This is a genomic window from Marivita sp., from assembly GCF_048006345.1.
Taxonomy (GTDB): domain Bacteria; phylum Pseudomonadota; class Alphaproteobacteria; order Rhodobacterales; family Rhodobacteraceae; genus Marivita.
Genome location: NZ_CP180351.1, coordinates 15,371 through 27,675, shown reverse-complemented (window position 1 = coordinate 27,675; position 12,305 = coordinate 15,371). Strand labels below are relative to the sequence as shown.

15 protein-coding genes are annotated in these 12,305 nt (G+C 60.1%); 3 read left to right on the top strand and 12 right to left on the bottom strand.

Annotated features, from left to right (window positions below; all coding sequences use genetic code 11):
- Positions 1–125: 125 nt before the first annotated feature.
- From tolB to ruvC, 9 genes are all read right to left on the bottom strand, one after another.
- The gene (gene tolB / locus ACMVPR_RS00150) at positions 126–1,451 is read right to left on the bottom strand and encodes a Tol-Pal system beta propeller repeat protein TolB (RefSeq protein WP_300581491.1); all 1,326 of its coding nucleotides are present in this window, start codon (positions 1,449–1,451) and stop codon (positions 126–128) included.
- Positions 1,448–2,593 carry a cell envelope biogenesis protein TolA gene (locus ACMVPR_RS00145; protein WP_416881195.1) on the bottom strand — a complete coding sequence of 382 codons (1,146 nt, stop codon included), beginning with the start codon at positions 2,591–2,593 and terminating at the stop codon, positions 1,448–1,450. Before ACMVPR_RS00145 ends, tolB begins: the two co-directional genes overlap by 4 nt.
- Before the next feature lie 8 nt (positions 2,594–2,601).
- The gene (gene tolR, locus ACMVPR_RS00140) at positions 2,602–3,072 is read right to left on the bottom strand and encodes a protein TolR (protein WP_292266293.1); all 471 of its coding nucleotides are present in this window, start codon (positions 3,070–3,072) and stop codon (positions 2,602–2,604) included.
- A 3-nt stretch (positions 3,073–3,075) separates the two neighbouring features.
- On the bottom strand, positions 3,076–3,771 hold the full coding sequence (tolQ, locus tag ACMVPR_RS00135) for a protein TolQ (protein ID WP_416881194.1): 696 nt from the start codon (positions 3,769–3,771) through the stop codon (positions 3,076–3,078).
- Between the two features lie 117 nt (positions 3,772–3,888).
- On the bottom strand, positions 3,889–4,278 hold the full coding sequence (gene ybgC / locus ACMVPR_RS00130; RefSeq protein ID WP_416881193.1) for a tol-pal system-associated acyl-CoA thioesterase: 390 nt from the start codon (positions 4,276–4,278) through the stop codon (positions 3,889–3,891).
- Complete coding sequence (locus tag ACMVPR_RS00125) at positions 4,278–4,919, bottom strand: hypothetical protein (RefSeq protein WP_416881192.1); 642 nt, start codon at positions 4,917–4,919, stop codon at positions 4,278–4,280. The genes ybgC and ACMVPR_RS00125 overlap by 1 nt, the downstream gene beginning before the upstream one ends.
- 83 nt (positions 4,920–5,002) lie before the next feature.
- Positions 5,003–6,025, bottom strand: coding sequence for a Holliday junction branch migration DNA helicase RuvB (ruvB, locus tag ACMVPR_RS00120; RefSeq protein WP_300581497.1), 1,023 nt, complete (start codon positions 6,023–6,025; stop codon positions 5,003–5,005).
- A gap of 83 nt (positions 6,026–6,108) precedes the next feature.
- Positions 6,109–6,777, bottom strand: a complete 669-nt coding sequence (ruvA, locus tag ACMVPR_RS00115; protein WP_416881191.1) for a Holliday junction branch migration protein RuvA — start codon at positions 6,775–6,777, stop codon at positions 6,109–6,111.
- Positions 6,774–7,262, bottom strand: coding sequence for a crossover junction endodeoxyribonuclease RuvC (ruvC, locus tag ACMVPR_RS00110; protein WP_300581500.1), 489 nt, complete (start codon positions 7,260–7,262; stop codon positions 6,774–6,776). The genes ruvA and ruvC overlap by 4 nt, the downstream gene beginning before the upstream one ends.
- Positions 7,263–7,577: 315 nt before the next feature.
- Between ruvC and ACMVPR_RS00105 the strand changes: the two genes are divergently transcribed.
- On the top strand, positions 7,578–7,769 hold the full coding sequence (locus tag ACMVPR_RS00105; RefSeq protein WP_292266276.1) for a DUF1127 domain-containing protein: 192 nt from the start codon (positions 7,578–7,580) through the stop codon (positions 7,767–7,769).
- Positions 7,770–7,864: 95 nt separating this feature from the next.
- Here ACMVPR_RS00105 and ACMVPR_RS00100 read toward each other — a convergent pair whose 3' ends face one another.
- Positions 7,865–8,212 carry a hypothetical protein gene (locus ACMVPR_RS00100; RefSeq protein WP_292266274.1) on the bottom strand — a complete coding sequence of 116 codons (348 nt, stop codon included), beginning with the start codon at positions 8,210–8,212 and terminating at the stop codon, positions 7,865–7,867.
- Positions 8,213–8,345: 133 nt separating this feature from the next.
- On the bottom strand, positions 8,346–9,221 hold the full coding sequence (locus ACMVPR_RS00095) for a 50S ribosomal protein L11 methyltransferase (protein WP_416881190.1): 876 nt from the start codon (positions 9,219–9,221) through the stop codon (positions 8,346–8,348).
- 148 nt (positions 9,222–9,369) lie between these two features.
- On the opposite strand from ACMVPR_RS00095, the gene ACMVPR_RS00090 reads away from it, so the two are divergent.
- A complete protein-coding gene (locus tag ACMVPR_RS00090; protein WP_416881189.1) occupies positions 9,370–9,747 on the top strand; it encodes a hypothetical protein in 378 nt (125 codons plus the stop codon).
- Between the two features lie 3 nt (positions 9,748–9,750).
- On the opposite strand, the gene ACMVPR_RS00085 is transcribed toward ACMVPR_RS00090, so the two are convergent.
- Positions 9,751–10,983 carry an MFS transporter gene (locus tag ACMVPR_RS00085; RefSeq protein ID WP_300581506.1) on the bottom strand — a complete coding sequence of 411 codons (1,233 nt, stop codon included), beginning with the start codon at positions 10,981–10,983 and terminating at the stop codon, positions 9,751–9,753.
- Between the two features lie 227 nt (positions 10,984–11,210).
- Between ACMVPR_RS00085 and ACMVPR_RS00080 the strand changes: the two genes are divergently transcribed.
- On the top strand, positions 11,211–12,272 hold the full coding sequence (locus tag ACMVPR_RS00080) for a YeeE/YedE family protein (protein ID WP_416881188.1): 1,062 nt from the start codon (positions 11,211–11,213) through the stop codon (positions 12,270–12,272).
- Positions 12,273–12,305 lie beyond the last annotated feature (33 nt).

Below are 12,305 nucleotides of genomic sequence, written 5' to 3'. Positions count from 1 at the left end.
GCTCTCTTATGATTGGTTCAAAACTACCACAGCCGTATCGCTGCGCCTAGTCGTCTGCGCTGCGTCCGAATTTTCGTACGAAAATTCTGACAGCCGCACATAAATTTCTGGTGAACATGCGCTCGTCACTGGAGCGGCCCCCAGCTTGGGTCCGACGCACCTTCGGGCGTACGCACGCGCTTGAGGTTCCGGCCCGAGATATCCACCGTATAGAGCGACGACGACCCCTGCGCGCCCTGCGTTTCGCGTGCGAACATGATGACGCGGCCATTCGGTGCCCATGTCGGACCTTCATCTAGGAAGGAGGCCGTCAAAAGCCGCTCTTCGGACCCGTCTGTCCGCATCACACCGATGTGGAACCGCCCCGCATTCTGCTTTGTAAATGCAATCATGTCACCGCGCGGAGACCAGACCGGAGTGGAATAGCGCCCCTGACCGAAACTGATCCGCCGCGCCTCGCCACCAGAGGCGGGCATGACGTACAATTGCTGCGTGCCTGACCGGTCGCTCTCAAACACGATCTGGCTGCCATCGGGCGAATAGCTCGGCGCGGTTTCAATCGACGGCGCGCTCGTCAACTGGCGCGTCCCGCCGCTGCCGATATCCATGGCCCAGATATCTGTGTTCGACCCTTGGGTCAGCGAATAGACGACGGTCTGCCCGTTCGGCGCAAACCGCGGTGCAAAGCTCATCACACCATCCTGCCCTTGCAGGATACGGCTTTGAACCGTCCCCACCTCGAGCACGTGAACACGCGGCATGCCGGTTTCGTAGCTTGTATAGAGCACCCGCTGTCCGTTTTCCGAAAAGCGCGGTGCCAGAACAAGAGCGTTGCCCCCGGTCAGGTACTGCACATTGGCGCCGTCGTAATCCATGACAGCAAGCCGTTTGGCGCGCTGATCTTTCGGACCGCTTTCCGACACGAACACCACGCGGCTGTCGAAATACCCCGACTCGCCCGTGATCCGGCTATAGACCTGATCGGCCACCTTGTGCGCCATGCGCCGCCAGCCATCCGGCGTTCCCGCGAACTGCATGCCCTGCCCCAGCTCCGTACCGGCGAACACGTCCCACACGCGGAACTTCACCACGATACGCCCACCTTCGGAACTGACCGCTCCGGTGATCAGCGCCTGCGCATTGATCGCCTTCCAGTCGGCAAATTGCACCGGACTGCCAAAGCTGGTGATCTGGCTGATATGCGCCTCACGCGGGACTTCACGGAACAGGCCGGTTCCGGTCAGGTCGTCTGCAACCACCCGCGCGATCTGCTGCGCCAAGTCCTGTGCTCCTGCGGTTTCCCCGACGAAATCGGGCACCGCATAGGGCAATGGTTCGACCACGCCCTCCGTGATCTCGATCCTGAGTGGACCGCCCTGTGCCAGAACCACACCCGGCGCGCTGACCGCCCATACCAATACAGCCAACAGTGACGCGACGATCTGTTTCATCGGATCCTCATACTCTCGGGGTTGAACGTCATCTCGACGGTCTTCCACTGGTCAAACTTTTCTGGCGGCAGGCTATACCCATCGCCCTGGCACCGCAAAATCGCCCGTCGCGCGGCCTGGAACGCGGTGTCCACCGCCGAACCGCTGCCACCTTCGGACGACAGCAATCTCAGACTTGAACTCACAACGCGGCCGGAACGATCCATGTCAAACCCTACCGTAACAGTGACATTGGATGCTTGCGAGCCGACATCGACCACCCAGCAATCCTGCACAGCAATGCGGAAGCCGTCGGTTTCCCCCTGGGTGAGCGGCGGACCACTTGCCGCGCCAGTGCTTGCTCCGGCCAAAGCCTCTTCCAATGCACCCGCAATCGCCGAGGCCGTGGCATCTGCCGCCGCATTGTCTTGCTGCGGTGCCGGCGCAGGCTCGGCTGCAGGCGTAGGAGCCGGCTCTGTCGGAGCTTCGGCCGTTTGCGGTGGTGTTGGCGCAGGACGGTTCGGGCGCACCTGCGGACGCACCGATGCGGCAGGCGCACGCGCTGGTTCTTCCGCTTCGGTGACGATCTCGGTCGCCGCAGCTTCGGGGGCTGTGGCCTGTTGTTCCTCGGCCTCGGTCACATCGGGCGTATCGGACCGCTCAATCGTTTCCTGCACATTGGGCGCGACGTCGGCTTCGGGCGCGGGTTCCGGCACAGCCTCGGGGGCGACACGATCCGCCGGGCGCGGGATCGGGCGCAAGGCCACTTCGGGTGCTTCGACCTCGGGTACAGGGTCTGGCTCGGGCGGTTGCGGCGGGGTTTCCGCCACTTCGGGTTCAGGCGTCGGAGGCACAGGCAGCGGTACGGGATCGGGCTGCACCACCTCAGGCTCTGCGGGCTCTGGGGGTGGCGTCGGCTGTACGTCGGCAACAGGTGGCTGCGGCGGCTGCTCAGCGATCTCGGGTTGTGGCAAGGCTGCGGGTTCTTCGCCCAGCGTTGGTGCCGCCTGCGGCTGCATCATGGCGGCGAACTGCGCCTCGGAAATGACCGAGACATCCGCCACCTGGAGCTCTGGTGGATCACTGCGAAACATGCCGCCGAACAGCGCCCAGAGGATCAGAATCCCATGGGCACCTCCCGAGATATAATGGCCCGTGTGCACTGCGCGCCTCAGCCATCCGACCCGTCAAGCGCCGGACCCCCGATATCGGTCACCAGCCCAATCGAACTGAAACCACCAGCGTTCAGCGCGCCCATGATCTGGGCAACCACTTCATATGTGACGGTGCCATCGGCCCGCAAGAAGACGCGGTCATCCGCCCGTTCGGCAGCAATCGCCCGCAGTCGCGGGACAAGGTCTTCACGCGGCACTTCCGTATTCTGGATCGACACGATCCCGTCGGCAGAGATGGTCACCGTCAACGGCTCTTCGGTTTCGGACGGCAGGGCCGAGGCCGCGGTCTTGGGCAACTCGACCGGAACACCGACGGTCAACAACGGGGCCGCCACCATGAAGATGATCAAGAGCACCATCATCACGTCGACAAAGGGCGTGACGTTGATTTCCGACATCGGCATAGCGCGGCTCTTGCGCCGCCTGCGCCCGCCGCCTCCGCCCGATTTGACGACGCCACCCCCCATCGCTCAGCTGTCCAACTGGCGGCTGAGAATGGTCGAAAACTCATCGGCAAAAAATTCGTAGCCTGCAAGGATACGGTCACTGTCCGCCGACAGCTTGTTGTAGAACACCACGGCCGGGATTGCCGCCAAAAGGCCTAGACCAGTGGCCAACAGCGCCTCGGCGATACCGGGTGCCACGACAACCAGCGATGTGTTCTGCTGCTGCGCGATCTCGACAAAGGCATGCATGATCCCCCAGACAGTGCCGAAGAGACCCACGAACGGCGCGACCGAGCCAACCGTCGCCAGAACCGCAAGGTTTTTCTGCAAGTCCTCAGCCTCTTTCTGGATTGCCACATCCATAGACCGGTCGATCCGCGCATGCGCGCCTGCGATCAAACCGCCATCATCCCGGTGCGACCGACGCCATTCCGTCATGCCCGCCGCGAACACCTTTTTCGCACGTCCATCCGGCTCCGGACCAATCTGGTCGAACAATTCATCAAGCGGCTCACCCGACCAGAAGGCCCGATCAAACTCCGCCGCTTCGGCCCGTGCCTTGCGATACGCGATAATCTTTTCAAAGATGATCGCCCACGCCCAGAACGATGCCAGCATCAGCATGATCATGACGATCTTCACTGTAAGGGTGGCGCGCGCAAAAAGGCCCCACATGGAGAAATCAATCTCCTGCGCCAGCGCAAGTGTTTCTGCTTCCATCTGCCTGCTCTTTAGCCGGTTGGCCCCAATTGGTTGGGCTCTGATTACCAGCATCATTACCGCAATTGCAGGGGAAACGCCAACACATTGGCGTCAGAACACGCGGTTTCCGGCAGGCTAGTGAATCTGACGGCGGATATTCGCCGGGAGCCGCGCTGGCGCTCCCGCCTCGCCCACGCAAACCACCGTCACTTCTGCATGAAACAAGAGGTCATCGCCGCGAACGACCTCTTGAACCATGATCAGCCGCACACCTGTGACCGCCTTGACCACCGTGCGCACCAGCAACTCATCGTCGAATTTCGCGGGTTTCAGATAATCCGCTTCGACCCGCCGCACGACAAAGACCACACCGTCCTTTTCCCGCATCGCGTTCTGATCGACGCCAAGCGATCGCACCCAGTCCGACCGCGCCCGCTCGATGTAGCGCAGGTAATTTGCGTAATAGACGATGCCCCCCATGTCAGTGTCCTCGTAATACACACGAACCGGCAATGTGTGGACCATCAGCTCATCCCTCCCTGCGCCACCTGCATCCGCGCGGCGAGCCGCAGCGCATGGCTGGCATCCTTGGCCATCGCGGGCATCACGGGATCATAGGCCGCCCGGATCAGCGCACCGATCTCGGGACGCAAGACAACGCGCCCATCTTCCAGCTGCCCCAGTGGCGACCTGTCGGTGAACGCCACATCGGACCAAAGCACCACCGACTGCACCACCTGGCTCAGCGCAAGGGTTTCAGCAGGCTGCGCGGACATCACGTCATCCATGCGCAGGAACACGAAACAGGCCTTGATCGCCCCCGCTTCGTCGAAGCGGAAAACCCTGTACTGGTTCGCCTCTGCATGTGAGAGTTTGGACACCAAAGGGGCCAATCCGTCGATCAGGCGATCCAGATCAGGCACGTCCAGCAATTCGGCCCAATCGCGGAAGAAAAAGAACATCACGTTGGTGCCAAGCTCGGGATCGGTTTCCGCCATGTGATGCCCAGCCATCGCGCAGACCGCCTCCAACGCGCCTTTGACAACGGCCAAGGTCGCATCTTCGACCCCAAAGACGATGGGCGCAATTGGCCGCCCCCAGCGGGCAAACAGGTAGCTTCCGTCCGAGCGCGTGAAACAGCGCTCCACCTCGGCTGCATCCATCATGAGGCACCGCCCCCCTGCTTCTTCTCTTGTCAAATACGCAAGTCCGACCTCTGGCATAGGGTGCCAGCATGGGCAAGTCACGCCTACCCGAACAGGTCGCTTTGTCCCGGGGTCTGGGGTGCCGCCATACCCAGATGTGTCCACGCTTTCTGCGCCAGCATGCGCCCGCGCGGGGTGCGTTGGATCAAACCCTGCTGGAGCAGATAAGGTTCAATCACCTCTTCCAGCGCATCGCGGCTTTCCGAGAGCGCCGCCGACAGCGTCTCGATGCCAACCGGACCACCGGCATAATTCTCGGCGATCAGCCGCAGATACCGTCGGTCCGCACCATCAAGGCCAAGGCCATCGACGCCAAGTCGGGTCAATGCCCCATCGGCAAGCTCCTTGGTCACGATGCCATTGCCCTCGACGACAGCAAAGTCGACAACGCGGCGCAACAACCGCCCGGCAATCCGCGGCGTCCCTCGCGACCGGCGGGCGATCTCGCGCGTACCCTCTGGAGCCGCCTCAACCCCAAGCTTCACCGCGTTGCGGGCAACAATCAAATCCAGCTCGTCCTCGGTATAGAAGTTGAGGCGCGTTGGAATCCCAAAGCGGTCGCGCAGCGGCGTCGTCAAAAGCCCCAGACGGGTCGTTGCCCCCACCAGCGTAAAGGGCTGCAATTCGATCCGCACGGTGCGGGCAGCCGGTCCTTCGCCGATCACGAGGTCCAGCTCGTAATCTTCCAATGCCGGATAGAGCACCTCTTCCACCGCCGGGTTCAACCGGTGGATCTCGTCGATAAAAAGAACGTCCCGCGCTTCGAGGTTGGTCAGGATCGCCGCAAGATCGCCCGCTTTGGCCAGAACCGGGCCAGAGGTCATACGAAACCCGACGCCCAACTCGCGGGCCATGATCTGGGCCAGCGTGGTTTTCCCAAGGCCGGGAGGGCCGTGAAACAGCGTATGGTCCATCGCCTCACCGCGCTGCCGGGCCGACTGGATGAACACGCGCAAATTGGCGCGCGCCTCAGCCTGCCCTACGAAATCATCAAGCATTTGGGGCCGCAAGGCGCGGTCGCGATCCTCGGGCAAGGGTTCAGGGCGCATGATCGGATCAGTCGACATGGCCGCTCCTCAAGCCCGTCTGGGCGTTTGTCGCAGTCTGAAGGCGAAGAGGCCTGAAAAGGCCGATGAGCATGCCCATGGACCTATCCCTTCGGTGCCAAAAGCTTCAGCGCGGCGCGGATCAGCGCCGGTGTTTCGGCATCAGGCGCATCGCCCGCCGCCTGCGCTACAGCGCTCGCCGCTTCTCCGGGGGCGTATCCAAGATTGCCAAGCGCCGACAAAGCCTCGGCCTGCGCTGATGCAGACGGGATCGTAACAGGCGCAGATGGCGCAGACGACATCGGCTCGATCACGGCATCTTCGTCCGACGCCTTGGCCGCGACAGACGCCGCACCCCCCATCGCCATGACGGAATGCGCCTTATCCTTCAACTCGTTGACCACGCGCTGTGCGGTTTTCGGACCGATCCCTTTGGCCGCCTTGACGGAATTCCAGTCACCCAGCGCAATCGCGCGGCTCACCCCGTCCGGCCCCAAGGCACCAAGGATTGCAAGCGACGCCTTCGCGCCAACCCCCTGCACCGACATCAGCAAGCTGTGCCATTCCTTTTCCACCAGCGTCGGAAAGCCGAAAAGCTGGAGGATATCCTCGCGCACCAGCAAATCCGTATATAGCGCTGCCGCTTCCCCCGGCCGTCCGATCTGCGACAGCACACGGTCTGAGCAATAAACAATATACCCGACGCCGCGTACGTCGATCAGCACATGATCGTCCGCTTTGTATTCGATACGCCCAGCAATCCGCCCGATCATGCCCGCATCCTCATTCCCGGCCCCGTCATGTGGTGCGCGTGGCAAATCGCGATCGCCAAGGCGTCCGCCGCGTCGGAGCCGTGAATTTCGGCACCGGGCAATTGCATCTTCACCATGTGTTCGACCTGCCGTTTGTCTGCATGGCCAACGCCCACAACGGTCTTCTTGACTGAGTTTGGCGAGTACTCCCCAATCTCCAACCCGAACTGCGCAGGCACCAGCAAGGCCACACCCCGCGCCTGCCCGAGCTTCAGCGTGCCCACGGCATCCTTGTTCACAAAGGTCTTTTCGATGGCGACAGTTTCGGGCTGATATCGGTGAAAAACGTCCGTCAACGCCGTGTGCAGGGTCAAAAGGCGCATCGCCAATTCCCCCGTTCCCGACAGGCAAACACCGTTCGCGACATGGCGCAAACGGCTTCCTTCGGCCTCGATCACGCCCCAACCAAGGAAACGCAGACCCGGATCAATCCCCAAAACACGCATTCTGCTCGCGCCTTTGTTGCTTTTGTATCACGGCTAGCACGAAACGCGAACAAACGCCAAGCACTCAAAACAGGAATGACCACCGAAGGCCGATGTCGAAAATGAACTCCGAGAGGTCAACTCTGGATGCGGAGGCCCAAAAACGACGCAAAATGTGTCGCATTTACCGCCTTTCGCAGGCGCAGAAAAACCATGCCAAGAGCCATGCACAAATCGCATAAAAACTATGCGAAAAGGGCAATTGAAGACGCCATTTTCCGCAACTAGATGCGGCTCACAAAGAAACTCTCCCCCATTTACCCAAGGAACATGGCCATGGCCGCTTTTGACACATCCCGCCCCACCTATGCCGCAAGCTCAAAAGGCTTCGGCGGTTTTGCAGCTTCCCTGATCGCAGCGTTCACCGCGTGGAACGATTCCCGCCAGACCCGCACCGCGCTCAGCCAGCTCAGCGATCACGAACTGGAAGACATCGGTCTGACACGCGGCGACATCAACTCGTTCTGAGTTGTTCCGCAAAATCGAAGAACGACAAAAGCCGTGTCAGTCTCCCTGACACGGCTTTTTCTTTTGTGAGCAAGAGAGAGTAAGGCGGAGAGAGATCAGCCGATAATGTAGCTCAGCAGGCGGGACAGCGGCGCGGTGATCGGATCGATCTGCATAAACACGGCGCCCATCTGTTCGACAAAGCCCCCTTCGCGCAAAAGATCGACCTGCTGGCGATACCCTTCTTCGCCCAAGACAGTCACGATGGCGGCTTTGAGCACAAAAAGAATGCCGAACGGCAAAAGCAAAGCCGAGAACGAAAACGCCTCGCGGACATGGCGGATCGGCTTGTGTACGATCACACCGGTTTTTTCGATTTTTGTGACGTAGCCACGTGACAATTGGCGATGACGCTTGAGCACCCGGCGGTACCGTTCGTCAAACATGTCCTGCTGTTTGGTCATGTGAAGCAGCCTTTGTTCCGGCCCCCACCGGATGTGTCCGAGATAGGGGCGGAATGTGGCAAGAATGGGGCAAACGTGGCAAATCGGCTCGAATTGCGGCGAAATTCCGCAAAAACCGGAAATTGCGGCGCGTTTAAGACGTTGCTTTTTGCAGTGTCAGCGTCGTCCAGTCACCAATCTCTTCGCGGTGCCAGGTATTGATGCCATTTCGTGCATAAACCTCTGCCACCTCATCGCCTTGATCGTTCAGAATACCCGAAAGGATCGCGAATCCCCCCGGAGCAAGGTGGCTGGCCATGTCCGGTGCAAGGTCGATCAAGGGTTGTTTGAGGATATTTGCGAACACCAGATCGAACGGCGCAGCTTCGTGCAATTGTGGATGTTCGAAGCCCAGCGCCTCAAGGCAGATCACCCGACCGGCGAGGTCGTTCGCCGCCACGTTCGCATCGGCCACTTCTACCGCCACCTGATCCATATCGCTGGCAATCACGGTCTCGGGCCAAACCCGGGCCGCCGCCATCGCAAGCACCGCCGTGCCACAGCCGATATCGGCCACGTTGTGACAGACCACACCAGCCTCGATCAGGCGGTCGAGCGCCTTGAGACAGCCTTGCGTGGTGCCGTGATGCCCGGTCCCAAAGGCCATGGCCGCCTCGATCAAGAGAGGCTCTACACCTTCGGGCACGGTATGGGCGTCATGACTTCCGTAAACATAAAACCGCCCGGCATGCACCGGAACCAGTTCCCGCCGTACCTTGGCGACCCAATCGGTTTCCGGAAGTTCGGAAACGACAAACGGATTTGCGCCATGCGCTGCGGCCAAGAGCGCGAGCTGCACCTCGTCAGGGGCTTCGAGAAAATAGCCGCCGACTTCCCACATTCCGCTGCCATCTTCGATTTCGAACACACCGACGCCATAGGGCTCGTTGCTCAACTCTTCCAAGGCAGCGCCCAAGGCTTCCGCCGAGTCTTTGTTGGACAGGGTGGTATAGGCGGTGAAGGTGGTCATAGTCATCCCCAGGTGCTTTGGCGCGGGACTTACAAGCCTTTGCCTACACTGACCAGACGGAAAGACCGACACCACAAAAAAGTGGACGGCGCAGGCGTCGCGGATTAGCCTCCGGAGCCATTCAAGATTTTATTTTTCGGAACATATCATGAAAACATTTCTGAAAATCATCGGCGTGGTCGCCGTAATTGCCGTGCTCGGCTATGCCGCCATCATGTATTTCAGTTCGGGTGCGCGCAATGTCGCGCGCGATTTCCTGATGCTCAGCAGCACCGGAAACCATGAACAAGCCAGAGCGTTCCTTCACCAATCCCTACAGACCGAAGAAAGTTCTCAGAAAATCGTGGCGATTTTTGACGGTGTTGAGCCTTATACCGAAATCTCGTTTTCAGGCGTAAGCATGTCAGGTGGATCAACAATACTTGAAGGCACAGCGTTGACCGACAGTGGGTGTGCATCAAAAATTGAAATGGAGATGACCAAAGAACAGATCACCTTCTTCAATATTTCACCGTTGTGTCGATGAAGGTCACTCGGCCGGTGCAGTGACGAGCGCCGAGAACACGGTTTCGTTTCCAGGTTCCGGATGGCGCGGGATCATCAGCGCCAGCATCAACGACACACACGCCATGCCCGCCGCCAGCGCAAAGACCGCACCGGGTGAGATCAGCCAGAGATAGCCAAGCACCGCCGGCAAGAACACAGCCGCGATGTGGTTGATGGTGAACGCGACTGCGGCCGTTGGGGCGATATCGCCGGGATCGGCAATCTTCTGGAAATAGGTCTTCAAGGCCAACGCAAGAGCGAAGAAAATGTTGTTCACGATGTAAAGCACGGTGGCCAGCATCACGCCCCAGCCAAACCAGTAAATCCCGCCGTAGAGCACGAAAACGATCACCAGCCCGACATATTCCACAACCATCGCGTTGCGCTCGCCAAAGCGGTGAACGACCTGTCCCAGCATTGGGGCAAGCACCATGTTCGCGACAAGCGTGACCAGCATCAGCTTGGTGATCTGATCCACGTCGAGACCGAACCGTTCAACCATCATGAACGCGGCGAATACGACAAAGATTTGCCGGCGGGCCCCCGACATGAACTGCAGCGCGTAATAAAGCCAGTACCGTTTGCGCAGGATGAACTTCTTGACCTGCGGGTTGGGCGCTTCGAAATGCGGCATCATCACCACGCAATAGGCCACGATGATCAGCGTCAACGCGCCGGACACCATATAGACGAAATTGTAGCTCAGGTCGTAAGCGCGCCATGTCACAACGATCACGCCATAGGCAATAAGTGTCGCTGCGGAGGCTGCTGAGACCAACAACCCCAGCATCTGCGGCGCGCGGTCCTTGGGCAGCCATTGAAGCTGCAGCGATTGGTTCACCGTTTCATAATAGTGAAATCCGATCGAACTGATCAGCGTCACGAACAACAATCCCCCCATTGAGGGAAAATAGGCCGTAATGGCCGTGGCCACCCCCAACATGGCAAGCGAGATCATGGCAAGCGTCTGTTCGCGGATGAACATGATCACCGCGATCACGCCCACGGCCAGAAAACCCGGTATTTCGCGGACCGTGTGCAACCAGCCGATATCCGCCCCGTCGAACTGCGCCACTTCGATCACAAAGTTATTAAGCAGCGCCGACCATGTCGCAAAGGACAGGGGCATGGCGATAGCCATCAGGAACAGCAGCGTGATGGGCCGTCGATGGATCGGCAGGTCACGCGCATCCGCAAGGGGAACAATGCGCTTCATGGCCTTCCTTTACGCCCGCTTTCCCGACTTGGCGAGGGTCAAGAAAGCCCAGAACACACTGTGTGCAGATTTTCACATCTCCTACGCGTTCCTCCAAAACGGCATCCCAGAGCTACTGGTAGGGCAAAAATAGTGAGGAATTGTTAACGCCGCCCATCAATCTGATCCAAATCAAAGCCGACACATTCATCCTTGCGCATACATGGCCAACCCAGACGGAGACCGCCATGGACCTTGTCACCCTTGTGGACCAAATCGGCGAAGCCCCCACCGCCGCCTTGTTCGGCCTGATCACCGGCATCACCTTTGGTGTCGCCGCGCAACGCTCGCGCTTTTGTCTGCGCGCGGCCACCGTCGAATTCGCCCGAGGCATGATGCAGGACAAGGTTGCCGTCTGGCTTCTGACCTTCTCGACGGCCGTGGTCTGGGTGCAAGCGGCACAGATGTTCGGCCTGATCGACACCACCGAGGCCCGCATGATGGCCGTTCCCGGAAGCTGGTCTGGCGCCATCATCGGTGGCCTGATGTTCGGCGCAGGGATGGTGCTCGCCCGTGGATGCTCTGGACGGCTACTTGTGCTAGCCGCCACGGGCAACCTGCGTTCGGTTGTCTCCGGTCTGATCTTTGCCGTCGTGGCGCAGATGAGCCTCACTGGCTGGCTTGCCCCGATCCGCGATCAATTGGCCGCCATGTGGATCACGTCAGGTGGGCGAAACATGGACCTTCTGGCAACGCTGCACCTGCCCGAAGGATCCGGCCTTGTCTTCGGCCTTGCCACAGCGCTCCTTGCACTTGAACTTTCGCGCCGCAATCAGATCGGCTGGCAACGTCTGGTCTTTGCCTCTGGCGTTGGCTTTGCCGTTGCGATGGGCTGGGCCCTCACCTATGCGCTCAGCCTCGTGGCGTTCGAACCTGTGCAGATCGAAAGCGCCACCTTCACCGGGCCATCGGCCAACACGTTGATGTTCTTCCTTGACCGATCGTCAATCCTCGAATTCGACGTCGGTCTGGTGCCGGGCGTGGTGATCGGATCGTTCCTCGCCGCGTTCGTGACAGGAGAGCTCAAATTTCAGGGCTTCGAAGGCCCAACCCCCATGCGAAACGCCATGATCGGCGCGGCGCTCATGGGGTTCGGCGGAATGCTCGCGGGCGGCTGCGCCATCGGCGCGGGTGTGACCGGCGGGTCAATCTTTGCCGGGACAGCGTGGCTTGCTCTTTTCTGCATGTGGATCGGTGGGATGAGCATGGATCTCGTCATGGGCGGACGGGGCCAACCTGCTGCAATCTGAAGCGCGAAATTCCGGAATTTCGCACCATCCCTG

Excerpts from the sequence above, each read along its gene's own strand:
- tolB (WP_300581491.1), bottom strand. The coding sequence starts at position 1,451 with ATGAAACAGATCGTCGCGTCACTGTTGGCTGTATTGGTATGGGCGGTC.
- tolR (WP_292266293.1), bottom strand. The coding sequence starts at position 3,072 with ATGGGGGGTGGCGTCGTCAAATCGGGCGGAGGCGGCGGGCGCAGGCGG.
- tolQ (WP_416881194.1), bottom strand. The coding sequence starts at position 3,771 with ATGGAAGCAGAAACACTTGCGCTGGCGCAGGAGATTGATTTCTCCATG.
- ybgC (WP_416881193.1), bottom strand. The coding sequence starts at position 4,278 with ATGGTCCACACATTGCCGGTTCGTGTGTATTACGAGGACACTGACATG.
- ACMVPR_RS00125 (WP_416881192.1), bottom strand. The coding sequence starts at position 4,919 with ATGATGGATGCAGCCGAGGTGGAGCGCTGTTTCACGCGCTCGGACGGA.
- ruvB (WP_300581497.1), bottom strand. The coding sequence starts at position 6,025 with ATGTCGACTGATCCGATCATGCGCCCTGAACCCTTGCCCGAGGATCGC.
- ruvA (WP_416881191.1), bottom strand. The coding sequence starts at position 6,777 with ATGATCGGGCGGATTGCTGGGCGTATCGAATACAAAGCGGACGATCAT.
- ruvC (WP_300581500.1), bottom strand. The coding sequence starts at position 7,262 with ATGCGTGTTTTGGGGATTGATCCGGGTCTGCGTTTCCTTGGTTGGGGC.
- ACMVPR_RS00105 (WP_292266276.1), top strand. The coding sequence starts at position 7,578 with ATGGCCGCTTTTGACACATCCCGCCCCACCTATGCCGCAAGCTCAAAA.
- ACMVPR_RS00100 (WP_292266274.1), bottom strand. The coding sequence starts at position 8,212 with ATGACCAAACAGCAGGACATGTTTGACGAACGGTACCGCCGGGTGCTC.
- ACMVPR_RS00095 (WP_416881190.1), bottom strand. The coding sequence starts at position 9,221 with ATGACCACCTTCACCGCCTATACCACCCTGTCCAACAAAGACTCGGCG.
- ACMVPR_RS00090 (WP_416881189.1), top strand. The coding sequence starts at position 9,370 with ATGAAAACATTTCTGAAAATCATCGGCGTGGTCGCCGTAATTGCCGTG.
- ACMVPR_RS00085 (WP_300581506.1), bottom strand. The coding sequence starts at position 10,983 with ATGAAGCGCATTGTTCCCCTTGCGGATGCGCGTGACCTGCCGATCCAT.
- ACMVPR_RS00080 (WP_416881188.1), top strand. The coding sequence starts at position 11,211 with ATGGACCTTGTCACCCTTGTGGACCAAATCGGCGAAGCCCCCACCGCC.